General features: G+C 69.6%; 23 protein-coding genes. 11 read left to right on the top strand and 12 right to left on the bottom strand.

Annotation, left to right across the window (positions count from 1 at the left end; translation table 11 throughout):
* Window positions 1-25: 25 nt before the first annotated feature.
* The 4 genes from JYK18_RS14305 to JYK18_RS14290 form a co-directional block, all read right to left on the bottom strand.
* Entirely contained in the window at window positions 26-1,216 is a 1,191-nt protein-coding gene (locus tag JYK18_RS14305; RefSeq protein WP_206802539.1) for an RNA polymerase sigma factor, read from the bottom strand.
* Window positions 1,213-1,563 carry a YciI family protein gene (locus JYK18_RS14300; RefSeq protein WP_206802538.1) on the bottom strand — a complete coding sequence of 117 codons (351 nt, stop codon included), beginning with the start codon at window positions 1,561-1,563 and terminating at the stop codon, window positions 1,213-1,215. The genes JYK18_RS14305 and JYK18_RS14300 overlap by 4 nt, the downstream gene beginning before the upstream one ends.
* Window positions 1,564-1,574: 11 nt before the next feature.
* Window positions 1,575-1,949 carry a DUF6069 family protein gene (locus tag JYK18_RS14295; protein WP_307795906.1) on the bottom strand — a complete coding sequence of 125 codons (375 nt, stop codon included), beginning with the start codon at window positions 1,947-1,949 and terminating at the stop codon, window positions 1,575-1,577.
* 118 nt (window positions 1,950-2,067) lie between these two features.
* Window positions 2,068-3,354, bottom strand: a complete 1,287-nt coding sequence (locus JYK18_RS14290; protein WP_206802536.1) for a DUF445 domain-containing protein — start codon at window positions 3,352-3,354, stop codon at window positions 2,068-2,070.
* Between the two features lie 29 nt (window positions 3,355-3,383).
* Here JYK18_RS14290 and JYK18_RS14285 point away from each other — a divergent pair, with 29 nt between their 5' ends.
* Window positions 3,384-4,550: a pyridoxal phosphate-dependent aminotransferase gene (locus tag JYK18_RS14285; protein WP_206802535.1), complete on the top strand. Its 1,167-nt coding sequence runs from the start codon at window positions 3,384-3,386 to the stop codon at window positions 4,548-4,550.
* Window positions 4,551-4,861: 311 nt separating this feature from the next.
* On the top strand, window positions 4,862-5,935 hold the full coding sequence (locus JYK18_RS14280; RefSeq protein ID WP_206802534.1) for a hypothetical protein: 1,074 nt from the start codon (window positions 4,862-4,864) through the stop codon (window positions 5,933-5,935).
* Between the two features lie 420 nt (window positions 5,936-6,355).
* Here the strand turns inward: JYK18_RS14280 and JYK18_RS14275 are convergent, their stop codons facing one another.
* Window positions 6,356-7,798 (bottom strand): PLP-dependent aminotransferase family protein, encoded by a 1,443-nt coding sequence (locus JYK18_RS14275; protein ID WP_206802533.1) that lies wholly within the window; start codon window positions 7,796-7,798, stop codon window positions 6,356-6,358.
* Window positions 7,799-7,859: 61 nt separating this feature from the next.
* On the opposite strand from JYK18_RS14275, the gene JYK18_RS14270 reads away from it, so the two are divergent.
* Window positions 7,860-8,501: a YitT family protein gene (locus tag JYK18_RS14270; protein WP_206802532.1), complete on the top strand. Its 642-nt coding sequence runs from the start codon at window positions 7,860-7,862 to the stop codon at window positions 8,499-8,501.
* On the opposite strand, the gene JYK18_RS14265 is transcribed toward JYK18_RS14270, so the two are convergent.
* Window positions 8,478-9,026: a Clp protease N-terminal domain-containing protein gene (locus tag JYK18_RS14265; RefSeq protein WP_206802531.1), complete on the bottom strand. Its 549-nt coding sequence runs from the start codon at window positions 9,024-9,026 to the stop codon at window positions 8,478-8,480. The two genes, JYK18_RS14270 and JYK18_RS14265, sit on opposite strands and share 24 nt — an antisense overlap.
* A 1-nt stretch (window position 9,027) precedes the next feature.
* Window positions 9,028-9,237, bottom strand: coding sequence for a helix-turn-helix domain-containing protein (locus tag JYK18_RS14260; RefSeq protein ID WP_113695664.1), 210 nt, complete (start codon window positions 9,235-9,237; stop codon window positions 9,028-9,030).
* A 61-nt stretch (window positions 9,238-9,298) separates the two neighbouring features.
* On the opposite strand from JYK18_RS14260, the gene JYK18_RS14255 reads away from it, so the two are divergent.
* Window positions 9,299-10,060 carry a hypothetical protein gene (locus JYK18_RS14255; protein WP_206802530.1) on the top strand — a complete coding sequence of 254 codons (762 nt, stop codon included), beginning with the start codon at window positions 9,299-9,301 and terminating at the stop codon, window positions 10,058-10,060.
* Between the two features lie 73 nt (window positions 10,061-10,133).
* Window positions 10,134-10,808, top strand: a complete 675-nt coding sequence (locus JYK18_RS14250) for a DUF998 domain-containing protein (RefSeq protein ID WP_206802529.1) — start codon at window positions 10,134-10,136, stop codon at window positions 10,806-10,808.
* Here JYK18_RS14250 and JYK18_RS14245 read toward each other — a convergent pair.
* Complete coding sequence (locus JYK18_RS14245) at window positions 10,801-11,763, bottom strand: D-cysteine desulfhydrase family protein (protein ID WP_206802528.1); 963 nt, start codon at window positions 11,761-11,763, stop codon at window positions 10,801-10,803. The genes JYK18_RS14250 and JYK18_RS14245 overlap by 8 nt on opposite strands.
* A gap of 57 nt (window positions 11,764-11,820) precedes the next feature.
* Here JYK18_RS14245 and JYK18_RS14240 point away from each other — a divergent pair, with 57 nt between their 5' ends.
* From JYK18_RS14240 to JYK18_RS14225, 4 genes are read left to right on the top strand one after another with little or no spacing between them, the layout of a single operon-like run.
* Entirely contained in the window at window positions 11,821-13,194 is a 1,374-nt protein-coding gene (locus JYK18_RS14240) for an amidase (protein WP_206802527.1), read from the top strand.
* Window positions 13,191-13,745, top strand: coding sequence for a TetR/AcrR family transcriptional regulator (locus JYK18_RS14235; RefSeq protein WP_206802526.1), 555 nt, complete (start codon window positions 13,191-13,193; stop codon window positions 13,743-13,745). Before JYK18_RS14240 ends, JYK18_RS14235 begins: the two co-directional genes overlap by 4 nt.
* 10 nt (window positions 13,746-13,755) lie before the next feature.
* The gene (locus tag JYK18_RS14230) at window positions 13,756-14,601 is read left to right on the top strand and encodes an oxygenase MpaB family protein (RefSeq protein WP_206802525.1); all 846 of its coding nucleotides are present in this window, start codon (window positions 13,756-13,758) and stop codon (window positions 14,599-14,601) included.
* A gap of 9 nt (window positions 14,602-14,610) precedes the next feature.
* On the top strand, window positions 14,611-15,039 hold the full coding sequence (locus JYK18_RS14225; protein WP_206802524.1) for a thioesterase family protein: 429 nt from the start codon (window positions 14,611-14,613) through the stop codon (window positions 15,037-15,039).
* Here the strand turns inward: JYK18_RS14225 and JYK18_RS14220 are convergent.
* Both JYK18_RS14220 and JYK18_RS46685 read right to left on the bottom strand, forming a co-directional pair.
* Window positions 14,984-15,940, bottom strand: coding sequence for an SdrD B-like domain-containing protein (locus JYK18_RS14220; protein WP_206802523.1), 957 nt, complete (start codon window positions 15,938-15,940; stop codon window positions 14,984-14,986). The genes JYK18_RS14225 and JYK18_RS14220 overlap by 56 nt on opposite strands.
* Window positions 15,941-16,026: 86 nt before the next feature.
* Window positions 16,027-16,437 (bottom strand): nitroreductase family deazaflavin-dependent oxidoreductase, encoded by a 411-nt coding sequence (locus JYK18_RS46685; protein WP_307795905.1) that lies wholly within the window; start codon window positions 16,435-16,437, stop codon window positions 16,027-16,029.
* Window positions 16,438-16,995: 558 nt separating this feature from the next.
* Here JYK18_RS46685 and JYK18_RS14210 point away from each other — a divergent pair.
* Window positions 16,996-17,670, top strand: a complete 675-nt coding sequence (locus tag JYK18_RS14210; protein WP_206802521.1) for a TetR/AcrR family transcriptional regulator — start codon at window positions 16,996-16,998, stop codon at window positions 17,668-17,670.
* A gap of 165 nt (window positions 17,671-17,835) precedes the next feature.
* Window positions 17,836-20,862 carry a PQQ-dependent sugar dehydrogenase gene (locus JYK18_RS14205; protein ID WP_206802520.1) on the top strand — a complete coding sequence of 1,009 codons (3,027 nt, stop codon included), beginning with the start codon at window positions 17,836-17,838 and terminating at the stop codon, window positions 20,860-20,862.
* A 51-nt stretch (window positions 20,863-20,913) separates the two neighbouring features.
* Here the strand turns inward: JYK18_RS14205 and JYK18_RS14200 are convergent, their stop codons facing one another.
* A complete protein-coding gene (locus JYK18_RS14200; RefSeq protein ID WP_206802519.1) occupies window positions 20,914-22,794 on the bottom strand; it encodes a lyase family protein in 1,881 nt (626 codons plus the stop codon).
* Between the two features lie 495 nt (window positions 22,795-23,289).
* Entirely contained in the window at window positions 23,290-24,267 is a 978-nt protein-coding gene (locus tag JYK18_RS14195; RefSeq protein ID WP_242579111.1) for a hypothetical protein, read from the bottom strand.
* Window positions 24,268-24,741: the final 474 nt, after the last annotated feature.

The raw sequence follows: 24,741 nt of genomic DNA, 5'->3' as shown, positions 1-24,741 counted from the left end.
AGGTGACGCTCAGAGTGAACTCGGCTCAGGTGAGCTGGTCCCGCCGCTGCTGCAGGAAAGCGCGTTCGGTGTCGTTCGTGCACAGGGAGATCGCCTCGTCGTAGGCCGCCGCTGCCTCGGCCGGGCGGTCCAGCCGCGCCAGGAAATCCGCCCGCGTGGCCGGAAGCAGGTGGTACCCCGGTAACTCCAGGTCCTCGATCGTGGCCAACGCGAGCGCCGGGCCGTGCACCTCCGCGACGGCGACCGCCCGGTTCAGCGACACGATCGCGGTGGGCGCGTACTCCAGCAGCTGGTCGTACAGCGCCAGCACCTGCGTCCAGTCCGTGGCGGGCCCGTCCGTGTGCACGGCGTTGATCGCGGCCTGCAACTGGTACGGCCCCGGCCGGCCACGCCGCAGGCACTGCCGGACCAGCTCGTGACCCTCGGCGATCAGCGCCCGGTTCCACAACGACCGGTCCTGCTCCGCCAGCACGACCAGCTCACCCGACGGCCCCACCCGCGCCGGCCGCCGGGCCTCGGTGAGCAGCAACAACGCCAGCAGGCCGGTCACCTCCGGCTCGTCGGGCATCAGCCCGGCCAGCGCCCGCGCCAGCCGGACCGCCTCCAGGCACAGGTCCGTCCGCAGCAACTCGCCGGAAGTCGACGTGTAGCCCTCGTTGAACACCAGGTACAACACGGTCAGCACGGACGAAAGGCGGTCGGGGAGTTCCGCCGCACCCGGCACCCGGTAGGGGATGTTCGCGTCGCGGATCTTCTTCTTCGCCCGGACGATCCGCTGCGAGACCGTCGCCTCGGGCACCAGGTACGCCCGCGCGATCTCGGCCACCTCCAGCCCGCCGATCAACCGCAGCGTGAGCGCGGTCTGCGCGAGCGGCGAGAGCGAGGGGTGGCAGCAGGTGAAGATCATCCGGAGCTGGTCGTCGCGCACCGGTCCCACCTCCTCCGGCTCGTCGGGTTGGTGCAGCAGCAAGGCCTGCGCGTGCCGGGCCTCCCTGGTGGATTCCCGGCGCAGGCGGTCGATCGCGCGGTTGCGGGCGGTGGTCACGATCCACGCGCCCGGGTTGGCCGGCGGCGCCTCCTGCCACTTCCGCACGGCCACCGCGAACGCGTCCTGCACCGCCTCCTCGGCGAGCCCGATGTCGCCGAGGAGGCGCGTCAGCGTCGCCACGCACCGGCCGTACTCCGCGCGGTAGACGCCGTCGAGGTCCACGCTCATTCGACGATGCCGTCGAACGGCCGCACCTCGATCGGGCGCCCGCAGGCCAGCGCGCACTTGTCGGCCCAGGCCAGCGCCTGGTCGAGGTCCTCGCACTGGATCACCCAGAACCCGCCGAGCTGCTCCTTCGTCTCGGCGAACGGGCCGTCGGTCATCGTGGTCGTGCCGTTGCCCGGCCGGACCACCGTGCTGGCGTGCGACGGGCGCAGGCCACCGGCGAACAGCCAGGTCCCGGCGGCCCGCATCTCCTCGGTGACCTTGCTCGTGCGCGCCATCTGCGCGTCCAGTTCGGCGCCGGTCTCCATGGTGGTCTCGTCGAGCTGGACGGCGAGCAGGTACTGCTTCACGGCGAACTCCCTCAGCGGTCGGACAGGCGGCGGGCGATGGCCGGGATGACGATCGCGGCGGCGACCACGTGCGTCAGCATCAGCAGCGCCTTCGTCGCCACCGACGCGTCCGCGAGCACATCCGGTACCAGCGACAGCGCGGTGAGAGCGATAGTGCCGCGAACGAAGGCCGTGCGGGGGTGACGCGCCGAACGGGCCAGCACCAGCGCGAGCACCAGGCCGAGCACGGAGCAGAGGACGGTCAGCACGGCGAAGCCGAACGCCGGGATCGGCGTGCCGCCGACCACCGGGACGATCCCGGCGAACTCCGCCGCCGCGGCGACGGTCGCGGTGGCCGCGCCGGCCACGGCCGCGGCGGTCAGGCCGCCGGTGATCAGGGGTTTCACGAACGGAACGGTGGTGACGGACATGGGTGCCTCCGGTGCGCGGTGACCGGCCCGGTGCCGGTCCCTCACCTTGGCTACGAACGACGGCGGGCCCGTTCGACACCCGCCGCGGGAAAAATCAGAAGAGCAGTTGCGCCAGCGTGTAGATGAGCAGTCCGGCCAGCGCGCCCACCACGGTGCCGTTGATCCGGATGAACTGGAGGTCGCGGCCCACCTGGAGCTCGATCTTCCGCGAGGTCTCCTCGGCGTCCCAGCGCTCCACGGTGTCGGTGATGATCGTGGTGATCTCGTTGGAGTAGTTCAGCACCACGTACGCCGCCGCGCCTTCGACCCAGCCGTCCACCTTCTCCCGCAGGGAGTCGTCGGACTTCAGCTTGCCGCCCAGGCTGAGCAGGCCGTCGCGCACGCGCTTGCGCAGCTCGCTCGACGGGTCCTCGGCGGCGGTCAGCAGCATGCCCTTGGCCGTGCCCCACGCCGAGCCGATCAGCTTCTGCACCTCCTGGTGCTCGATCACCTGCTGCTTGACCTGCTCCGCGCGCTCCATCGTCTTCGGGTCGGACTGCAGGTCCTGCGCGAACTCGCCGAGGAACTTGTCCAGCGCCAGCCGCATCGGGTGGTTCACGTCGGTCTTGATCGCCCAGGCGAAGGAGAGCACCTCGCCGTAGACCTTGTCCGCCAGCATCTCGTCGACGAACTTCGGCGACCAGCTCGGCGCGCGGTCGGAGACCACCCGCAGCATCGAGGTGTGGTTGTCCCGCACCCACTCGTACCCGCGGTCGCACAGCAGGTCGACCAGCTTGTGGTGCGCGCCGTCGGCGAACACCGAGGCCAGCAGCCTGCCCAGCGGCGGGCCCCACGGCCGGTCCAGCAGGCGGCGGGTGACGGCCTGCTCCACCACCGCCTGCACGTCGTCGTCGCGGAGCACGGTCACCGCGCCCCGCAGCACGGTGGCCAGCTCGGAGGTCACCCGGTCGGCGTTCTCCGGCTGCGAAAGCCAGCCGCCGAGCCGTTCGGAGATGCCGATCCGGCGCAGCTTGTCCCGGACCACCGCCTCGGACAGGAAGTTGCTGCCGACGAACTCGCCGAGGCTCTTGCCGAGGGTGTCCTTCTTGTTCGGGATGATCGCGGTGTGCGGGATCTTGATCCCCAGCGGGTGGCGGAACAACGCGGTCACCGCGAACCAGTCGGCCAGCGCGCCGACCATGCCCGCCTCCGCGGCCGCCCGGACGTACCCCACCCAGCCCGGCCACCCGGCCGACTGGGCCCAGCTGGTCAGCAGGAAGATCACGAACGCGCCGAGGAGGAAGGACAGCGCGACCAGCTTCATCTTCCGCAGGCCGGCGCGCTTGGCTTCCTCGCCGGCCAGTCCGCCCGGCGGGTCGGCGGGCTTCGTCAGTTGCTCCACACCGCCATTCTCCGTGAAGATTCACCCTTGTGCGCGAACCAGCTCTCGTCCCCCGTCTGCAGCCGTTCACTTCGACGATCTTCGCCGAGATGACCGCACTGGCCACCGCCACCGGGGCGGTCAACCTCGGCCAGGGCTTTCCCGACACCGACGGCCCCGCCGGGATGCTCGACGCGGCGAAGGACGCGCTGTTCGGGGGCGCGAACCAGTACCCGCCGGGTCCCGGCCGCCCCGAACTGCGCAAGGCGATCTCCGCGCACCGCGCCCGCTACGGCCTCGACTACGACCCCGACGGCGAGATCCTCGTCACCGCCGGCGCCACCGAGGCGATCGCCGCCAGCCTGCTCGCGCTCACGCAGCCGGGCGACGAGGTGATCGTGATCGAGCCCTACTACGACTCGTACGCGGCCGCCGTCGCGCTCGCGGGCGCCACCCGGCGGGTGGTCTCGCTGGTCGAGCGGGACGGCCGGTTCGCGCTGGACACCGAGGCCGTGCGCGCGGCGGTCACCCCGAAGACGCGGGCCATCCTGGTCAACTCGCCGCACAACCCGACCGGCACCGTGTTCACCCCGGCCGAGCTGACCGCGCTCGCCGCGATCTGCGTGGACCACGACCTGATCGCGATCACCGACGAGGTCTACGAGCACCTGGTCTTCGACGACGCCGAGCACCTGCCGCTGGCCGGTTTCCCCAGCATGCGCGAGCGCACGGTCGGCATCTCCAGCGCTGGGAAGACGTTCAACTGCACCGGCTGGAAGATCGGCTGGGTCTGCTCGACGCCCGAGCTGGTGGCCGCGGTGAAGGCGGCCAAGCAGTTCATCACCTTCGTCTCCGGCGGCCCGCTGCAACCGGCGGTGGCCCACGCGCTGGAGCACGAACTGGAGTGGGTCGAGCAGCTGCGGCGGTCGCTGTCGGCCAAGCGCGACCGGCTCGCCGCCGGCCTGGCCGAGGCCGGGTTCGCCGTCCGGCCGAGCGCGGGGACCTACTTCATCTGCGCCGACGTGCGTCCGCTCGGCTTCACCGACGCCGCGGAACTGGCCTGGCAGCTGCCGGAACGGGTCGGCGTGGCCGCCGTTCCGGTCAAGGTGTTCACAGACCACCCGGACGAGTGGCAGCACGTGCTGAGGTTCGCTTTCTGTAAGCGGGACGAGGTGCTCGACGAAGCGATCGTGCGCCTGCACAAGTTGGCCGGCTAGGCCGCGCCCGGTGCTCGGGGTCCGAATCGGACACGGAAAGCGGGCCGGCTGGTTACACTCAGCGCAACCGGGTGGTCGTGCGCACCCCCGGGTGGGCAACGGTGAGTGATCAACAACCAGCGGAGAGCCACCGGGCACGGTAGCCCTGTTCCGCCTTCCGGGGTGGATCGAACGCGATCGAAGTGAAACACTCCACACGAATGCTAGAAAGAAGGCGAACCCGGGGGTCCGTCGCAGGTTTCGACAGTTCCCCCCGTCCCCAGCGAACCGACGATCTTCCGGGCACCCGGTCCAGGACGGTGGTGATGGCGGTGCACAGCACAACGGAAACGGAGCGCCGCTCCGCCGTTCGTGCTGCCGCGCGCCGGTTCCTGGTCACCGCCGGTCTCACCGTCGCCGGGGCCGCGCTCACCTTCACCTTCAGCTCGGCCGCCTGGGCCGACGACACCAGCACCTCCAGCGGTACCGGCCAGTCCTCCACCACGGCCGCGGTGACCGCCGAGACCACTTCGGCCCCGGCGGCCAGCGAGCCCGCCGAGGAGCCGTCCACCGAGACGGCCGAGCCGGAAGCCACCCCGTCGACCGGGAAAACCAGTACCCAGCAGGCGAAATCGCCGAAGACCACCGAGCCGGAGACCAGCTCGACCGCGCTGGCCACCACGGCCACCTCGACTGTCGAGGACGAGCCGGAGCCCGAGCCGGTGAAGCCGCAGTCCAGCGGCGGCGGCCTGCTCGGCGGCCTGGTGAACACCGTCGGCGGCGTGCTCAACGCGGTCACCAGCACCGTCGGCTCGGTCGGTGACGCGGTGCTCAAGCCGATCATCGCGCCCATCGTGGCGCCGATCGACCACTGCCCCGGCGGCACGGACATCGTGGTCACGATTCCCGAGCTGGACAGCGGTTTCGACGCCTGGCCCGCGCCCGCCACCGGCGACGCGCGCGGCCGCACTAGCACGATCGCCGTGGTCGAGCCGGCCGACGCGCCCGCCGCCACCGGGACCACCGAAGCTCCGGCCGACGAGCCGGAACCCGCCAGGGTCACCCCCGCGCAGCTGACCACGGTCACCGCGCCGGTCAAGGACAAACCCGCGCCCGCTCCCGTGGCCCCCGCGCCCAAGTCGGACGACGACGCCAAGGTGCGCGCCGGTTCCGGCGGTGGCGGCGGTTCACCGGGCGGCAGCGCGCCATCGGCACCGCCCTGCGCACCAGCCGGGCATTCCGCGTCCGCCCACCCGGGGCAGGACAACAACGGCGGCCGGGGTCACTTCGGCGTGCTGACCTCTTCGGACAGCACGACCCAGCTCCGGCTGATCGGCACCAGCCGCGACCACGCGGCCGACGGTGCGGGCAGGGACGCCGCCCTGCCGACCACCTCCCCCGACTGACCCCACCCGGTCCCGCGGGGAGAACTGCGTTCAGTTCAAGATCAACTTCTCCCGCGTTGCGCTGTTCGGAGTCCTTTGCCTCCGCCATTCATCGGGGTCTTCGTTGTTCCGTTCGCCCATCAAGCTTCCCGTTCGGCCGACCGCGCCCGGCCGTTTCGGGACCTGGCCCCGGCGTCGCACTGCCCCTGCGACGCCGGGGCCCGCACCGGGCTCATACCGGGCGCCGCTGCTCACCGCGCCGAGCAGCGGCAACCACCCGGTACGAGCCTGAGGCCGCGCGCTTCCCGGCACGTCGAGGGGCTGTGCCGGGAAGCTGCGGCGGCCGTGCGGCCGGTGCGCTGGATTCCATCGCCGTTTCACCTCCCTGGAAGCGACGGACCAAATCCAGTGCACCGGCCGCATCGTGTTTTCGCGGCTGGTTCAGGCCACCGGCACGTCCAATCCGGACCGGTCGCAGCCGCGGACCGCCGCCGCTGCCGTGCTCAGCCGCCGGACGGCGTCGTGGATCTGGTCCGCAGGCAGCGCGAACGGCAACCGCAGCCGTCGTTCGAGGCCGCCGTGCACGCCGAAGCGCGAACCCGGCGCGATCTGCAGTCCGTGGTTCGCCGCGGTCACCGCCAGCCGCGTGCTCATCGGCTCGGGCAGCTTGCACCACACCGAAAGCCCGCCGGCGGGCACGAGGAACTCCCAGTCCGGGCAGTACCACCGCAGCGCTCCGACCAGCGCGTCCCGCCGGTCGCGCAGCTCGCCGCGCCGCTCGGCCAGTCGTGGCCGCGGATCGGCGAGCAGTTCCGCGAAGATCAGCTGCTCCAGCACCGGTGAACCGAGGTCGATCGCGTACCGGGCCGACCGCAGCCGCCCGAGCAGCTCCTCCGGGGCCCGCATCCAGCCGATCCGCAGGCCGCCCCAGTGCGATTTCGACGCCGAGCCGATGGTGATCGTCCAGTCCGGCGCGAACCTCCCCAGCGGCGGCGGCCCGTCGAGCGGATCACCCTCCAAATCCAGTTCCACCAGGGTTTCGTCGATCACGGCCGGCGTGCGGGCGCGGGTCAGCAGCGAACCGAGCCGTTCGCGCCCGGCCGCGTCGAGCCGGTGCCCGGTCGGGTTGTGGAAGTCGACCACCAGGTAGGCCAGCCGGGGCGAGGCCTGCCGCAGCACCGCCTCGATGCCGTCGAGGTCCCAGCCGCCGTCGCCGAGCGCGACCGGGACGGCGGTGGCGTGCACCCCGCGGATCGCCTCCAGCGCGTTCGGATAGGTCGGCTGCTCGACCAGCACCCGGTCGCCCGGCCCGGCGAGCATGCGCAGGGCCAGCACGAACGCGTGGTGCGCGCCGTTGGTGATCATCACCTCGTCCGGCGTGGTGGGCAGGCCGCGGGCGGTGAACCGCGCCGCGATGCGCTCCCGCAGCAACGGCAGGCCCTGGTCGAAGTACCCGTGCTCGGGCAGTTCCGCGGCGAGCAGGTTCCTCGCCGAGTCCACCGCGGGGATGAGCCCGGCGACCGCGGGCGGGGCCGCGCGCGCGAAGTCGATCAGGCCGCGCCCGGACGGCTCGGCGTCCGGAAGCGCCTTGCGCGGGGAAGTGATCCACGAGCCGGAGCCGCGCCTGCTGGCCACCACGCCGTCCGCGCGCAGCCGGTCCAGCGCGGCGCCGACCATGGTCCGGCTCGCCCCGAGTGCCTCGGCCAGCTCCCGCTCGGCGGGCAGCCGGGTGCCCAGCGGGAGCTGGCCGTCGAACACCTGCAGTTCGATGGCCGCGGCGAGGTCGGCCGCGCCCTGCCGCGAGCCGCTCTTCCGCCACACCCCCAGCATGGTGGCCAGTCGACTGCCGGATACCCGTCCACCTGGTGGGAGTGCTTCGTTCATAAGGCCAATTATTGCCAATTGGCCATGGTAAATCGAGCCACTCTTTCCGATAGTGGGACATGTGGCCCAGTTGGAATTGCACCCCGTCAAGGCGACCGTCGATCCCGGACGGCGCTTCCCGCAGCTGATCGGCGGACTCGCGCTCTACGGCGCGAGCATGGCCATGCTGACTCGAGCCGGCCTCGGGCTGGACCCGTGGGACGTGCTGCACGAAGGCGTGATGAAGCAGGTCGGCCTGTCGTTCGGCACGGTCACCGGGATCGCGTCACTGGTCGTGCTGCTGCTGTGGATCCCGCTCCGCCAGCGGCCCGGCATCGGCACCGTGGCCAACGTGCTGATCATCTCGGTCACCGTGGACGCGGTGCGCCTGGTGCTGCCCGATCAGCACGACCTGTTCTGGCAGGTGGTGCTGCTGGTCGGCGGGGTGGTGCTGAACGCGCTCGCCACCGCCACCTACGTCGGCGCCCGCCTCGGCCCCGGCCCGCGCGACGGGCTGATGACCGGCCTGGCCGCCCGCACCGGCTGGTCGGTCCGCCTGGTGCGGACGCTGATCGAGATCGTCGTGCTGGCGGGCGGCTGGTTGCTCGGCGGCACCGTCGGCCTGGGCACCGTGCTCTACGCGGTCTCGATCGGCCCGCTCACCCAGTGGATGCTCGGCTACGTGGCCTGGCGGCCGCGCTCACGCGGTACGACGGCGGGATAGCGCCAGCCGCACGCTCGCGACGGTGATGCCGTGCGCGGCGAGCTGGTCGGCGGCGAGACCCGGTTGCACGGTCAGCGCGAGCAGCAGGTGCTCGCTGCCGATGTGGCGGTCACCCATTTCCGTCGCCTCGCGCAGACTCCCTTCGAGCGCGGCCTTGGCCTCCCTGGTGAACGGCAGGTGCCTCAACCGGCGGCGGGACTGCGGCGCGCGGCCCGCGAGTGCGTATTCGCCGTGCGAGCGCTCGACCGCGTCGACGATCTTGAACACGTCGATCCCCAGTTGCTCCAGCGCTTCGGTGTCGGCGTCGCTGAGCCCGCCGCGCCGTCGGATCTCCTCGAACTGCGCGATCAGCCCGGCCTGGTCGGGCAACCGCGCGTCGAGCAGTTCCGCGACCGGGCCGTCGGCGTTGCCGCGCAAGGCGATCAGCAGGTGCTCGGGCCCGATCTCCCCGGCGCCCGCGTCGCGCGCCACCTCCTGCGCGCCGACCACGCTCAGGCGCGCGCCGACGGTGAATCGTTCGAACATCTCAGCTCCTCCCGTACTTCTTGTGCACGGCCTGGCGGGTCACGCCCAGCTCACCGGCGATCTCCTGCCACGACCAGCCGTGCACCCGCGCACTGCGCACCTGCACCGCTTCCAGTTGTTCCAGCAACCGGCGGAGCGCCGCGACCGCGCGCAATCCCACCCGGGGATCGCGGTCGCCCGCCCGCTCGGCCAGATCCGTCGCTTCCGTCATGATGTCAACGTAGATTGACAATCCGGCGTTGTCAACCGCCGTTGACGGCTATCGTCGGCGCATGCCCGTGATCGAGGTCGCCGAACAGGCAGGCGTCGGGGCGGACGGGTGTCCGCGCCCGAGCGAGGACCACCTCCTGGTTCTGGACAACGCGGTGGTGCTGCTCGACGGCGCCACCGCGCCGAGCCCGGACGTGCCCAGCGGCGGCTGGTACGCCGGACTGCTCTCGGCCCGTCTCGCGGAGGGTCTGCGTGCCGCGCCCGAGGCCGATCTCGCCGCCGTACTCGCCGCCTCGATCACCGCGGTGGCCGAGGAAAACGGCCTGCGCCCGGGAGCTTCGCCGTCGAGCACGGTGGCCATCGTGCGCTGGACCGAGGACCGGCTCGACGGTCTGGTGCTCGCGGACAGCCCGATCGTGGTGTTCGGGCGGTCCGGGCCGCAGTTGCTCGCCGACGACCGCATCGCTTCCCTGCGCGGGGACGGCAAACTCCAGACCGGCCACGACGTCCGCGTGCGGCGCAACGCCGAGGGCGGGTTCTGGGTCGCCGAAGCCGATCCCACCGCGGCGGGCAAGGCGGTCACCGCGAGCTGGCCGCTGCCGGTGGTGGAAACCGTGTTGATGGCCACCGACGGCGTGTCCACCGGCGTCGACGACTACCACCTCTTCGACTGGCCGCAAGCCCGCGCGCTGGCGCGGGACCGCGGCGCGCACGCGGTGCTCAAAGCCGTTCGCGAAGCCGAGGAGGGCGACCCCGACCGGATCCGGTGGCCCAGGCCGAAGCGGCACGACGACCAGGCGCTGGCGGTGCTCGACTTCCGGTAGGCGGTAGTCAATTCGGGGGATATCAGGGACTTACCCGGATCTCACCGAGCCGGGAAAGCGGGACTATTCCCGCATGGGGAATCCAGGGGCGAGAAAACTCGCCGCACCCGCGATCACCGCGGCCAGGGCGAGGCGCTGGGTGGTCATCGCGAGTGCGGCGATCGGGTGGGCGTTGTTCACCCTGATCATTTTGCACGCGGTCAGCGCGAGAAATCCGGTGACGGACACGCTGAGCAGTTATGCGCATTCGGAGCGCGGTGGCGGAATGCTGGAAGCCGCGCTGCTTTCCCTCGCGGTCGGCACGATCGCCGTGCTCGGTGCCCTGCGCGCCACCGGGATGCGGCTGGGGCTGACCACCTACATCCTGTTCGGGGCGACCGCGCTCGGGCTCAGCCTGGCCGCTTTCTTCCCGGCCACGCTGGATTCCGGCGGTGACGTCGCCGCCGGCGTGGTGCACCAATACGCGAGCCTGATCGCGTTTTTGTGTCTTCCCGGTATCGGAATGTCGTTGCGGGAACGAGTCGAACTCGAGCACACCCGGATTCTGCTCAACCGGATCTGCGTGGTCTATGCCGGCGGGCTGTTCTTGTTCGGCCTCAGTTACATCACCAGGGACATTCCACCGCTGGAGTGGATCAACACCGTGGTCCCGGTCGGGTTCGCCCAGCGGATCTCGTTCGGCACCGGTTTCGCCCTGCTCGGCGCGCTCGCGCTCGCCGCTTCCCGATCGGCGAAGTCGATCAGCTGAACGCGGTGAGCGCCTCCGGGCCGTACCCGAAAACCCCGGGCAGGCCACCGGTGTGCCAGAACACCACGGGCCCTTCCTCCGGCCGCGGTTCGGCGATCAGCGCCGCCGCGGCCTTGCCCGTGTAGACCGGGTCGAGCACCACGCCTTCGGTCCGCCCGAACAGCCGCAACGCCTCCCACACCTCGTCGGTCGGCACACCGTAGCCGGGGCCGAAGGTGCGATCGGTGATCCGCACGTGGTCCAGCGCCGGGGCGTCGATGCCGAGGTGCTTCGCGCCGTCGGCGACGAGCGCGCTCAGGGTTTCCGCCGATTCGGCCGCGTCGTGCCCGACGCACGCGACGTCCAGCCTGCCGCCCCAGCCGAGCGCGAGACCGGCCGCGGTACCGCCACTGCCTTGTGCCACAACGATTCGCGCGGGCCCGGTGAGCTGCCTGCGGATTTCCTCGGCAGCCGCGACGTAGCCCAGCAGGCCCACCGCGTCCGAGCCGCCGACCGGCAGCGTCGCCACCTTCCGGCCGTCGGCCGCCGCCTCCGCGACGAGCCGGTCGTAGGTGGCGCCGGTTTCCTCGGCGTCCGCGCAGCGGTGGACGTTCGCGCCGAAGAGGTGGTCGAGGATGATGTTGCCCGACCGTTCGTAGGCGTCCCCGTCGCGCGGGACCTTGGCGGTCAGCACCAGCTCGCAGCGCAGCCCGAGCTTCGCGCACGCGGCGGCGGTCTGGCGGCCGTGGTTGGTCTGCAACGCGCCGAAGGTGATCACCGTGTCGGCCCCGTCGGCCAGCGCCTGCCCGAGCAGGAACTCCAGCTTGCGCAGCTTGTTGCCGCCGACGCCCAGCCCGTTCACGTCGTCCCGCTTGAGCAGCACGGTGGTGCCGAGCGCCTCGCTCAGCCGGGGCGCCTCCTCCAGCGGGGTCGGCCAGGTACCGAGGTGAACGCGGGGGAACCGATCGAGCGTCATGGCTGCCAGTTTGCCAGACGGCTGGTATCGTTCGTTCGAACGAACGAGGAGGTCGCGATGACCGGCACGCTCACGTTTCCCGGCTTGCTGGAGCAGGCCGCGCGCCTGGCGGCGGGCGAGGTGACCTCGGTCGAGCTGACCGAGGCCGCGCTCAAGCGCATCGAAGCCGCCCAGCCCCGGCTCAACGCGTTCCGGCGGCTGCGCACCGAGGACGCGCTGGCCGACGCGGCTCGCGCCGACGCGTTGCTCGCCAAGGGAAACCGCGCCCCGCTGCTCGGCGTGCCGCTGGCGATCAAGGACGACGTCGACATCGCCGGCCAGCCCACCGCGTTCGGCTGCTGTGGTGAATTCCCGTTGGCACGGGCCGATTCCGCCGTGGTGCGCAACCTCCGCCACGCGGGCGCGGTGATCGTCGGCAAGACGAACACCCCCGAACTGGGCCAGTGGCCGTTCACCGAAGGCCCGGAGTTCGGCGCGACGCGCAACCCGTGGCAGCTCGAGTACACCCCCGGCGGCTCGTCGGGCGGTTCGGCCGCCGCGGTGGCCGCCGGGCTGGTGCCCGCGGCACTCGGTTCGGACGGCGCCGGCTCGATCCGCATCCCGTCGGCGTGGACGAACCTGGTCGGCATCAAACCGCACCGCGGCCGCGTGCCGACCGCACCGGATCCCGAGCTGTTCCACGGGTTGACCGTGCTCGGGCCGCTGGCCAGGACGGTCGCCGACGCGGCCGCCCTGCTCGACGCGGCGACCGGCACCACCAGCATGTTCCGCACCGCCGCCGAGCGCGAACCCGGCAAGCTGCGGATCGGCCTGTCCACCCGGATCGCGTTCACCGCCACCCGCACGCGGCTCGATCCCGAAGTGCGCCGGGCGGTCGAGCGGCTGGCGGAGTCGCTGGCCGGGCTGGGCCACGAGATCGTCGAGATCGAGCCGAACTACGGCATGGTCGGGCTGAACTTCCTGCCGCGCTCGCTCACCGGCGTCCGCGACTGGTGCCGCCGGGTCCCCGACGGTGCGCTGCTCGACCCGCGCACCAGGGCCAACGCGCGGCACGGCACCGCGCTGGCCGGCCCGGCGCTGCGCCTGGCGAAGGCCACGGAACCCTTGCTGCGCCTGCAGATCGGCGCGGTGTTCCGCAAGGTCGACGTGCTGCTCACGCCGACCACGGCCACCCCGCCGCCCCGGATCGGGAGCTTCGACGGGCTGTCCGGCTGGGCCACCGACCAGGCGATGATCGCGGCCTGCCCGTACGCGTGGCCGTGGAACGTGCTGGGCTGGCCGGGGGTGAACGTGCCGGCCGGGCTGACCGGGTCCGGCCTGCCGCTCGGGGCCCAGCTGCTCGGGCCCGGCGAGTCGGAGCAACTGCTGATCTCGCTGGCCGCGCAGCTGGAATCGGTGGAGCGCTGGCAGGATCGACGGCCGCCGGAATGAGCGCACGCGAGGCCGTCCTGCGCGCGGCGTTGAAGGTGGTCGGGGAGCAGGGCGTAGCCGGGCTGACGAACCGGCGGATCGTCGCCGAGGCCGGGGTTTCGCTCGGCTCGCTGACCTACCACTTCCCGAGCCAGACCGAACTGCTGCACGAGGCCATGCTGCTCTTCGCCTCGGAGGAGGCCAAGAAGCTGACGGGGCTCGCCGATACCCACCGCACGGACGGCATTTCGGTCGAGCAGGCGGCGGCCGCGGTGGAGCAGGTGCTGGAGCAGATGACGTTCACCACCGACGACATCGCGCCGCTGGAGCTGTACCTCCAGGCCGGGCGTGATCCGGAACTGCGGGACGCCACGCAACGCTGCTTCGCCGCGTACGACGAGCTGGCCACCACCATTCTCGCCGCGTTGGGCGTACCGGATCCGCAACGCCTGGCGGGTCCGGTGGTCGCGTTGATCGCCGGTCTGCAACTGCGGCGCCTGGCCACCGGCGAGGCGCCGGCCACCCCGGCGTCCACCGCGCTGACCATGTTGATCCGCGGTTCAGGCGCCTAGGCTGGGGTTCATGGTCCCGCTCGTGCACGCGCCGCCGGTGTTGCGCGGCACGGCCGCGTGGAAGTACTTCGGGGACTTCCGCGGGTCGCTGCTCGCCGGGCAGGTGTTGTTGCTGCAGGTCGCGCACCCGGTGGTGGGCGCGGGGGTGCAGGACCACTCGGAATACCGCGAGGACCCGTGGACGCGGTTGATGCGGACGGCCGGTTCGCTGTCGATCTGCGTGTACGGCGGTCGTCGCGGGGCGTTGTACGAGGCCCAGCGGTTGCGCGAGTTGCACCGCCCGTTCACCGGGACGGACTTCAGCGGGCGGCGGTACAGCGCGCTGAACCCGGCGGCCTACGCCTGGGTGCACGCCACGCTCGTGATGCTTCCCGTTGACGCGCAACGGTTCTTCGGTCGCGAGATCCCGGCCGACGAGCTGGCCGAGTACTACGCGCAGATGTGCGACATCGGCCGGATCCTCGGCCTGCGGGAACGCGACCTGCCGCCGGACTGGTCCGCGTTCGAGCGGTACTACGCGGAGATGGTCGAAGGCTTCGGCCCGAACCCGGCCATCGAGACGTTGCTGGAAACCATCCGCACGGTGCCGAACCCGTGGCGGTGGCTGCCTGCTCCACTGTGGACTCGGTTGCGCCGGGCACAGCACCGGTTCCAGCTCTTCATGATCGGCGGCACGCTACCGCCCGCGCTGCGTGGTGCTTTGGGTCTACAGTGGACGGAACGGCAGCAGGTCCGGTTCGACCGGTTCTGCCGGGTGCTGCGGCTGGCGGAGGTGGTGCCCGTGCCGGTGCGCTCGGTGCACCTGCGGTCGATCGGCTGGCTCAACGTCTGGTTGCGGGACCGCCGTCTCGGTTAGGGTCGGATCATGGAACCGGTCCGGATGCCGCTGCGGGTGCGGTACCACGAATGCGATCCGCAGGGTGTGGTGTTCAACGCGAACTACCTCGCGTACTTCGACATGGCGAGTTTCGAGTTCTTGGCCGCGGTGCTCGGGAAGTCCACCGGGCTGAACGACCACGGCGTGGATTTTGTGGTGGCCGAGTCGAACGTGCGCTACCTGCGTGCCCTGCGGTTCGAGGACGAGCTGGTGGTCGGCGTGCGCATCGCGCATCTGGGCACCACGTCGCTGGTGCTGGAATTCGAAATCTGGCGCGGTGAGGAAACCGTGGCGATCGGGACGAACCGCTACGTGTTCGTCGACGAGAAGACGCTCACGAAGAAGGTGCCGCCGGAGGAGATCAGGGCGAAGCTGGTGGCGTACCAGGCGCTGGGAGCAAGCCCAGATCCAGCTTGAGGTCCTGGCGGGCGCCCAGGCCGAGGGTCACCGCCTCGGTGCAGCCGGTTGTCGGATCGGCGTCGGAGTCGTGGGCGTCGTCGCCCGCGTTCGGGGTGGTGGCAAGGCGCCCGGCGAGGTCGAAGCAGACCAGGTAGGTGCCGTCGGGGAGGTTGCTGAAGCCGTAGCGGCCGTCAGGCCCAGTACTCACGGCGAACCCGGTCGGGGTGCCGTCGCCGTGGTGCAGGGTCACACGAACCCCCTCAACCGGCGGCTCCTCCGCGACCTGCGCCCCCTCGCCTGCGCGCACTCCCACCACCGACGACTCCGCCGAAACCTGCGGCCCCTCGCCTTCGCGCATCGCCCCCGCCGAGGCCCGCGGCGCCTCGCCCCCGCGCGTCGGCTGCTCCGCGGTTTGCAGGCCGTCGCCGTTTTGGTCGAGCCAGACGTAGTCGCCGAGTTCGTTGCCGGGGGCGGCGAGGCCGGCGTCCAGGGTCAGGTCGGTCGAGGTGAGCGCCGGCTTTGTGCAGCCGGTGGCCGGGTCGACATCCGAGTCCACCTCGTCGTTGCCCGCGTTCATCGCGGTCAACCGGAAGTCCCCAACCTCCTCCGGCAACTCACCGAGGGCGAAACACACGTGGTAGGTGCCGTCGGGCAGGTCGCCGAACAGGTAGCGCCCGTTCTCCGCGCTGCGCGTGGTCTCGACGGTGTTCCCGGCTCCGTCGTAGAGCGTCGCCCGGACCCCCTCGACCGGCGGTTCGCCCGGGTCTTGGAGACCGTTGCGATCGGTGTCGAGCCAGACGTAGTCACCGACGAAGTGCGTGGTGGCGGCCGACGCCACCCCAACGCACGAAGTCAGCAGGCAGGCCAGTGTGGCCAGCGCTCCGAGTACCACCCAACGACGCCATCTTCTGCTGTTCATCTTCGCGCTCCCGCCCAGTCGGGCGATCAGCGTAAGCAGGCAGGGGGCGCCGGGAAAGATCGGAACGGCAGCCTCATCCGTTCGTGTTAACCCACCCGGAAAACCGGATAACCAGGAGCAATGCGCCGCAGTTCGGCTTCCGGCGAATTCGCGTCGACTCCATGGAAGAAAACGCCGACCTCGAATTTCCAGCGCTTCAAATAGGCGCGGAGCAATTCGGGCTTCTCGTCGTCAGACAATTCAACGGCGCGAAACTCCTCAATCCGCCTACCGACGCGCAATCGCCCTTCCCCGGAGACGCGGAGGTTGCGCACCCACTGCGTCCGCCCCCGCGGGGCGACGAGGTAGCGCTCGCCCTCGAAGGTGAGCAGATTGACCGGCACAGTGCGCCACTCGCCGGACTTGCGCCCGCGCACCTGCAGCTCGCGGCTACCCCAAACGCTGACCCCAAGCCGCGTCAACGTGGTGACGATCCGGTTGAACACCTTGGTGCCCACCCCAGGCTCCTGATAGCGACTGGCGGCGGAGGCACCGCTACCGGCTTCAGCCCCCTTGGTCGCCGTCGCTCTCTTGCCAGCCACCGCCGGAGCGCCAGCCTCGGCGACACTCGGGCCAGCGACAGCCGCTATGCCTGCGGCACCCGCGGCGTCAGCCGGACCAACGACACCTGCAGCGTCAGTGGCACCCGCCGCGGCGACCGGACCAGCGACAGCCGCGATGTCGGCGGCCCCCGCCGCGGCGGCCGGACCAGCGACAGCCGTGGTGGCAGTGGCCCCCGTGATGGCAGCCGGACCAGCGGCCCCCGTGATGGCGGCCGGACCAGCTACCCCCGCAGGGGCGGCCGTACCAGCGGCACCCGCAAGGGCGGCCGGACCAGCGGCACCCGCAGCAGTGCCCCGGTCAGCGGCAGGAGTGGCGTTGCTCATCGAAAGCCTCCTCAGACGGTTCCGAGAGCAGTGCTCTCGTTTAAGAGCAGTGAACACGCGGGGGCGCTCCGAGTCAAGAGCAGTGCTCTCGAATTGGTGCAGCGCTCTCGAAGCGCTACAGTGATCCGCATGCCGGCAACGCGTACCGCCCGTGACCGGGCCAGGGCCGAACTCACCAGGGAGATCAAGGAGGAAGCCCGCAGGCAACTAGCCGAAGCCGGCGGCGCCGGCCTCTCCCTCCGCGCCGTCGCCCGCGAGCTCGGCATGGTCTCCTCGGCCCTCTACCGCTACTTCCCCAGCCGCGACCACCTCCTCACCGCGCTGATCATCGACGCCTACGACGCCATCGGCGCCGCCGCCGAGGCCGCCGACGACCACCGCTTCGCCCCCCGCCAGCGCTGGCTCGACATCTGGGCCGCCACCCGCGCCTGGGCCCGCGCCCACCCGCACGAGTACGCGCTCATCTACGGCTCGCCGATCCCCGGCTACCAGGCCCCGCAGGACACCGTCATGCCCGCGGCCCGCGTAGCGATGGCGCTGGTGCACGTGATCAGGAGCGCCCACGTCACCCCGCCGCCGGCCCCGCCGCTGCCCGCCGAACTCCGCGCGCAGGCGACCACCCTGCTCGGCGCGCTCGGCAACGACCTCACCCCGGACCTGATCACCCGGATGCTGATCTCCTGGACCCAGTTGTTCGGCATGATCAGCTTCGAACTCAACGGGCAGTACGTCGGCAGCGTGGACCCTGCCGACTCGTTCTTCGCTTATACCACTGGGCAGATGGCGGATTTTGTCGGGCTCTGACTTCGGTGGGCAAATCCCCCCGATCCGGACAACTGACTCGATTGAGCTGGGGAATCGCTTTTCACCGAGCTGACGCCCTCGTCACAATTCGATAACCAGCCCGGATTCCTGCAACGAAATCACCCTTTCGAGCGAGAAGAGTTCGACGCTCTGAAGGGGGCCCACATGAGACTTTCCAGCCTGGGGAGGGCTGCGCTCGGCTTCGCCTGCTCAGCTCTGCTCGCGGCCGGCCTGGCCGTCGCCGTCCCGGCGACCCAGGTCGCGGTCGCGCAACCACCGAATCCCGGTGAGCCGCTCAAGCTGCCACCGGGTTTCGCCCTGCAGGACACCGGAACCGGGCTGGGGGCCTGGAACCTGACCGACTTCGGCTACCTGCCCGACGACTCGTTCATCGCCACCGGCAAGACCGGCGACGTGAAGTGGGTCGGTCCCAACGGACCGAAGCAGCTGATCCACCTGCCGGTCAGCAGCTGCTGCGACATCGGCCTCACCGGCCTCGAGATCGCGCCCGACTACGCCACGTCCAAGCAGATCTACCTGGCCAGGACCATTCCCACGCCGTCCGGCTTCACCAGCCGGATCTCGCGCTGGACGGTCACCGGCACCACCGAGCCGACCGGGCTGGCCAACGAGCAGATCCTGCTCGACGTCCCCGGCACCATCCAGCTGCACAGCGCCTCCGGCATGGTCGCCGACGCGACCGGCAACCTGTGGGTCTCGGTGGGGGACAACACCGACACCGACACCTGGCACGCCGAGGCGTTCCGCGCGCAGGACCTGAACTCGGTCTACGGCAAGATCCTGCGCATCACCCCGTCCGGCGCGGGGGTGCCGGAGAACCCGTACTACGACGCGGCCAACCCGAACTCCGCCAAGAGCAAGGTCTTCGCCAGCGGCTTCCGCAACCCGTTCCGGCTCTCGCTGGACAAGACCAGCGGCCTGCCGGTGGTCGGCGACGTCGGCTGGGGCACCTGGGAAGAGCTCAACTACGTGGTCCCGGGCGGCAACTACTCGTGGCCCTGCTTCGAGGGCAACGGCCCGACCCCCGGCTACAGCACGCAACCGCAGTGCAACGGGGTGACCAACAACCCACCACTGTGGACCTACCAGCACGGCATGGCGCCGGGCCAGGGCAACTCCGTGGTCGCCGGGTTCGTCTACACCGGTGACAGCTACCCCGCGGCCTACAAGGGCCAGTTCTTCTACGGCGACTACGTCAGCCAGCGCATCTGGACGCTGAAGTACAACGCCCAGGGCCAGCTGGTCCAGGCACCGGCGGCCGACGCGCCGTTCGGCACCGGCCTCGGCGGCCCGGTGGAGTTCGGCGCGGCGACCAACGGCGACGTGGTCTACGCCGACATCGCCTCGGGCAACGTGCGCCGGATCGTCTACGTCACCGGCAACATCGCGCCGGTCGCGAAGGCCACCAGCACCACCGACCCGGCCACCCGCACGGTCAGCTTCGACGCCACCAAGTCGATGGACTTCGACGGCCCGGCCAGCGACCTGACCTACACCTGGAACTTCGGTGACGGCACCACCGGCACCGGCGCCACCGTCTCGCACACCTACCCGGCCAGCCCGGCGAAGTTCACCGCCACGCTGACCGTGAAGGACAAGTCGAACGGCACCGGCACCGCCACGCTCACCGTGGCCCCGTCGAACCACTCGCCGGTGATCACGCTGACCACCCCGGGCGACACCAAGAAGTTCAAGGTGGACGAACCGGTCAACCTCAGCGGCACCGCGACGGACGCCGAGGACGGTCCGCTGACCATCACCTGGACCTCGGACATCGTGCACTGCGCCGAGGAAACCACCTGCCACACCCACCCCGACGCGGGTGGCACCGGCGGCTCGTTCTCGATGCCGTTCACCAAGCACACCGACTCGCGCATCGACTTCACCGCGAAGGTGACCGACTCGCAGGGCGTCACGGCCACCAAGACCTACGTGGCCAAGCCGAACGAGTTCAAGCTCACGCTGAAGAGCAACTTCCCGGCGTCGCTGGTCATCTCCGGCGAGAGCAACGGGAACGTGGCGATGGTGACCGAGGGCGCCACGCCGAACCTGATCGCCGGGGCGAAGGCCACCGACGGCATCGCGTCCTTCTCCAAGTGGGACAACGGTTCGACGAACCTCTCGCGGGCGTTCACCATGCCCGGCGCGGACACCGTGGTGAACGCGACCTACCTGACCCCGATCGACAGCCGCTACAGCTCCGACGCGACGGTGCGCGGGCTGCTCGGCAACCCGACCGCGGCCGAGGTCAAGGACGGCAACGTCCGCTACCGGGCCTACGAGCGGGGTCGCCTGTACTCCTCGCCGCAGACCGGCGCGGTGGCCATCTACGGCCACATCCTGACCAAGTACCTGGCCCTCGGCGGGCACCAGGCACTCGGCCCGCCGCAGAACGACGAGACGGGCACGCCGGACGGCGTCGGCCGCTACAACGCGTTCACCGGCAACTGGTCGATCTACTGGACCCCGGGCACCGGTGCGCACAGCATCGGCGGGCCGATCCGGGACAAGTGGGGCTGGATGGGCTGGGAGGGCGGCATTCTCGGCTACCCGGCGACCGACCAAGTGGCCACGCCGACCGGTGGCGGGCAGTTCGTCGACTTCACCAACAACGCGTCGATCTACTGGCTGCCGACCACGCCGGGCAACGGCACCGCGGCGGTCTACTCCCAGATCCGGTCGAAGTGGCTGGCAATGGGTGGCGCGACCGGGGTGCTCGGCATGCCGATCACCGACGAGCTGGTGGGCCCGAACGGCGGGCGCTACAACAACTTCAGCAACTACGCCTCGATCTACTGGCACTACAACTCGCCGGGCAGCGGGGCGTGGTCGATCATGTCGCAGATCCGGGACCGCTGGTACTTCGACGGTGGTGCCGGGGGCTTCCTCGGTTACCCGGTGACCGACGAGCTGATGACGCCGGACACCATCGGCCGGTACAACCACTTCTCGAACAACGGCTCGATCTACTGGACGCCGTCGTACGGCGCGCAGTCGATGTGCTGCCAGATCAAGAACAAGTGGGCGTCACTGGGCTGGGAGAAGGGCTACCTCGGGTACCCGACCAGCAGTGAGTACACCGTGGCCGGTCAGCCGACCTGGCGCAGGCAGAACTACCAGGGCGGCTTCATCACCTGGACGCCGAGCACCGGGGCGTACGACCACAAGTAGCGGCAACTGAAGCAAGGGCGCGGGGTCATCACGACGGCCCCGCGCCCTTCTTCATGCCTCCAGCAACCGTCGCAGGAGGTCCCCGAACTCCTCCCACCAGGGCAACTGCTCGGAGCGGGGCAGGTACTTGCGGCGCTGCTCGAGCAGGGCGTCCACTTTGGCCTGGAGCACGGTCACCACTTCCGGAGCCAGGTCCAGTTCCTCGCTGAGCTGGCTCAGCAACGCGACCTCGCGTGCCTCGGTCACCGAATCGGCGCCGGCGAGCCACGCCGCCGCGGCGTAGACGAGCTCACGGTCCGCCGCCGACAGCGTCGCGATCGCCACCGGGACGAGCTCCTCGCTCTCGGCCACCGGCACCCCGTTGAGTCCCAACGCCTCGGCCACCACCTTGAGCGCTTGCTCCTCTTGGCGGGACACGTCTTCGTCCGCTCGGGCTACCAGGCGGGCCGCGTGGAAGATGGCCTGGCGGGCTTCGGTGGCCAGTCCGTGCACCAGTGCCCTGGTCGCCGACCGCTCGTCGGCCACCATCTGGTCGAGGAGGTTGGCGCTGCGCGCGGCGTCGGTCAGCACCATCGGGTCGAGCAACCGCTCCGCCGTGGCCCGGGGCGCGATCCCGAGTTCCACCACGGCTTCCTTGACCGACACCCCGCGATCGGCGGCGTGCTGGGCGGCGCGGATTCCGGCGTCGTGGCCGAACACCCCGCCGACCACAGTGGACAGTCCCAGGGCTTCCTCGGCGTGGCGGCGGTTGGCTTCCGCGTCGATCTCCAGTCCGCGGAGGCACTTGTCGGCGAACAACGGCATGGCGTTGGTCAGCAGGTGCGCCGACTCGAAGAGGTTCTTGGCGATCACCGCGGTCCACGCGTTGAAGTCCAGCTCCGCGCCCTCGACGGCCATGGTGACCACGGTGTCGTTGCCGCAGACCTGGAAGCCGACCTGGACCACCAGATCGGCCATCACCGGGCTGACGTTGCCCGGGGTGTACGCCGAACCGGGCTGGACCGCGGGCAGCCGGACCTCGGTGCCGCTGGCCAGGATGCGGAGGTCCCTGGCGACCTTCATCAGGCCGCAGGCGAGCGCCTTGAACACGGTGGAGACGTACTGGAAGACGTCGCCGTTCTGGAAGGCGTCGAAGAAGTTGGTGTGCCTGCGGAGTTCCAGGCCGGTGGTTTCCCGCAGGCGCGGGTAGATCCGGTCCAGGTAGCGGGCGCCGACGCCGAGCCCGGTGCCGGCGATGGTGCCGCCCATCGGCACTTCGAGGCAGTGCTCGGCGGCGTCGGTCAGCCGCTCACCCCCGCGGCGCGCGACGGCGAGGTACGCGCTGAAGGCCTGGCCGAAGGTGACCGGGACGGCGTCGTGGAGGCAGGTGCGGGAGAGCTTGACGGTGTCGCGGTATTCCTCGATCTTCTGCTCCAGCACGCCGGCCAGGTAGCCGACGGACTCCTTGAGCCGCACGATGTCGCGGTGCAGCGCGATGTTGACCGCGGTGGCCATCGCGTCCGATGTGGACTGTCCGGCATTGACGTGGTTGGCCGGGTGCACGAACTCGTAGCCGCGGCGGCCGGAGAGCAGTTCGTTGGCGCGGTTGGCGAGCACCTCGTTGACGTTCATGTTGGGCGAGACCCCGCCGCCGGCGCTGAGCACGTCGACCGGGAACTCCTCCGGGCCGAGGAGCCCGGCGACCACCTCGTCGGCGGCCTGGCAGATCGCCTCGGCGACCGGTTCACGCAGGACACCGGCGTCGAGGTTCGCCAGTGCCGCGGCTTTCTTCACTTCGGCGATCGCGCCGACCAGCCCGGGCTGGGCCCCCAGCGTCTGCCCGGACACGGCGAAGTTGCGCCGCGCGCGCTCGGATTGGACGCCGTAGTACGCCTGGAAGGGGATCTCCACCCTGCCGAGCGCATCCTCCTCCACGCGGTACCGAGCGGTCATCACGGCACTCCCAGCAGCCTCGTCGCGTCCTACCTCGGACGTACCGATGTTGAGCCCCGGCACCCCCACCCGCCACGACCCACCCCCACATTTCACCCGTCGGCACCCCCCACCCCAACCCGAACGGCCCACACCCGATCACACAGCCGAACCGCCCGTGGACCTGGGAAAACCCCCGGTGGAATTCCCACGCCACCCCCGGCTCCCGGCGGCTGGGAAGCAGCGGCCACGGCTCCGTTCGCCGACAAGCGACGGGCCACCGCGGGCACAGGAAGCCACCAGCCCCGATCAACGGCGGCAAGAGGACCCGCCGGATCCCGGGCACGAAAAAACCGCCCTGACCGGAGTCAGGACGGTTCGTGGAGTGGTGGCCAGGGCCGGGGTCGAACCGGCGACCTTCCGCTTTTCAGGCGCAGACGTTACAGCAGGTCAGAAGACATGCATCCCTGACTTGTGCACCTTGCGTGCATCAGTCGATCAAGTCACCCCGACTGGTCAGTGGGCTTGAAGCCCACTCGACGACTCACTCCACCTGATCCCGTAGGCAAATCCCGGGGTCAAGCTGCGAAATTGAACATGAACTTCGCCCGCACCATCTGGGATAATTTTTTCATTCTTAACATAAGGATCGCGTATGTCTCCCTGAAAGGCAGATTCGATCAAATCGACCGATTCTGGACATTCTTTCCCAAAACGGACTCGCAAGTCAAAGAAGTCGCATTGCTTACGCGGAACACAAACGTAGTGCAGTTCCTCCGGCGGCCCCGGCACTCGCATCCGAAGACCAAATTCGTGAAGCGCACCGCGGCGCAGCGGCATCGGTAATCGAAGCATCATGCGAGCCCGATCACTCGACTCCATCACTCGAAAATACAACGTCCCACCGTATATCATGTCGATTTCAACAGGAAGCTTCGGGGACTCCGCCTTGGTCGACCTGCTCACATCGGCAGTTAAGGCGAAGTCGACTTCGGCGAGCTCATCGGCATCGATAATAATCCTACGAGTTTCAAAGACCTCAGGCGTGTCTAAGTCTAAAATCAATGCCACTCGCAGTTCTTCAGTATGCCAACTACGATCTTTCAATTGCGAGCTATTCGACCCAACAGACGAGTGAGCCAGTTGCGCCATCTGCTCTATGGCGTCATCGATCCTCCTGCGGACCGTACGGTCATCCCGGTCCATTGAAATCGCAAGCTGACGCACTCGATCCTGATAGAACGGGCTTGAGGTACCCTGAATACCGAAGGCTCCGCGTATCATTTGCGCTGAATCAACAGGCAGCAATTCGGCAAGATTTTGCATCCACTGGACCAGTTTTCTTCTAACCTCAGCATTGTCGTCACCGGACGACATGCCGCTCAAGCGACGAGCAACAGGTCCAATTCGATCAGAAAGTTGACTTGCCGCAATCCCTCTACCCTTGCGAAGAACCTTAAGCTCTTCAACCAAAGCCCGCACGGATTCTGTCATAGCATGCACCGAATCATGACTTTGAACTGGCGACCACACGCAAGCTGACCCGATTGGCCGACCTCAACAAAAATGAAGCACTTGCGCGCGGCCACCATGATCAACCCACCGGGCGCAGATTGAACCTACTGGACCTGCTTCCCAATTGATACGCGAGTATCCAACTTGCAGCGGACGCAGCTAGCGCCACCTCTAAGGGATACCCCCGAAGCACCAGAAAGCCAGCAAATAACTGAATCAAGATAACGATAACTACCGAACCAAGAGGGTTCTCAACTTGAGGAGGTTCGATGTTGGGCATGCAGGGCTGCCTTCTGCGAAAAAACGGCATCTTGCGTGATCCTCTCGGCTAAAACGTGTCCAGGCAACGTGCCTCAGCAAACTGCCGCCGAAGTTGCAGCTCCGGCCGCGCGAGACAGACCAATTCTGACGCACCGCGACCACAAAGGGAAGCAAGGTCACTTAGGGTAGCCG

The sequence above is a fragment of the Amycolatopsis sp. 195334CR genome (assembly GCF_017309385.1).
Lineage (GTDB): Bacteria > Actinomycetota > Actinomycetes > Mycobacteriales > Pseudonocardiaceae > Amycolatopsis.
This window is presented reverse-complemented; position numbering and strand designations above follow the sequence as displayed.

Coding starts and splice junctions, on each gene's coding strand:
- JYK18_RS14225 (WP_206802524.1), top strand. CDS start 14,611: ATGGAACCGGTCCGGATGCCGCTGCGGGTGCGGTACCACGAATGCGAT.
- JYK18_RS14260 (WP_113695664.1), bottom strand. CDS start 9,237: ATGACGGAAGCGACGGATCTGGCCGAGCGGGCGGGCGACCGCGATCCC.
- JYK18_RS14305 (WP_206802539.1), bottom strand. CDS start 1,216: ATGAGCGTGGACCTCGACGGCGTCTACCGCGCGGAGTACGGCCGGTGC.
- JYK18_RS14210 (WP_206802521.1), top strand. CDS start 16,996: ATGCCGGCAACGCGTACCGCCCGTGACCGGGCCAGGGCCGAACTCACC.
- JYK18_RS14240 (WP_206802527.1), top strand. CDS start 11,821: ATGACCGGCACGCTCACGTTTCCCGGCTTGCTGGAGCAGGCCGCGCGC.
- JYK18_RS14195 (WP_242579111.1), bottom strand. CDS start 24,267: ATGACAGAATCCGTGCGGGCTTTGGTTGAAGAGCTTAAGGTTCTTCGC.
- JYK18_RS14235 (WP_206802526.1), top strand. CDS start 13,191: ATGAGCGCACGCGAGGCCGTCCTGCGCGCGGCGTTGAAGGTGGTCGGG.
- JYK18_RS14205 (WP_206802520.1), top strand. CDS start 17,836: ATGAGACTTTCCAGCCTGGGGAGGGCTGCGCTCGGCTTCGCCTGCTCA.
- JYK18_RS14255 (WP_206802530.1), top strand. CDS start 9,299: ATGCCCGTGATCGAGGTCGCCGAACAGGCAGGCGTCGGGGCGGACGGG.
- JYK18_RS14250 (WP_206802529.1), top strand. CDS start 10,134: ATGGGGAATCCAGGGGCGAGAAAACTCGCCGCACCCGCGATCACCGCG.
- JYK18_RS14200 (WP_206802519.1), bottom strand. CDS start 22,794: ATGACCGCTCGGTACCGCGTGGAGGAGGATGCGCTCGGCAGGGTGGAG.
- JYK18_RS14220 (WP_206802523.1), bottom strand. CDS start 15,940: ATGAACAGCAGAAGATGGCGTCGTTGGGTGGTACTCGGAGCGCTGGCC.
- JYK18_RS14230 (WP_206802525.1), top strand. CDS start 13,756: ATGGTCCCGCTCGTGCACGCGCCGCCGGTGTTGCGCGGCACGGCCGCG.
- JYK18_RS14275 (WP_206802533.1), bottom strand. CDS start 7,798: ATGAACGAAGCACTCCCACCAGGTGGACGGGTATCCGGCAGTCGACTG.
- JYK18_RS14245 (WP_206802528.1), bottom strand. CDS start 11,763: ATGACGCTCGATCGGTTCCCCCGCGTTCACCTCGGTACCTGGCCGACC.
- JYK18_RS14265 (WP_206802531.1), bottom strand. CDS start 9,026: ATGTTCGAACGATTCACCGTCGGCGCGCGCCTGAGCGTGGTCGGCGCG.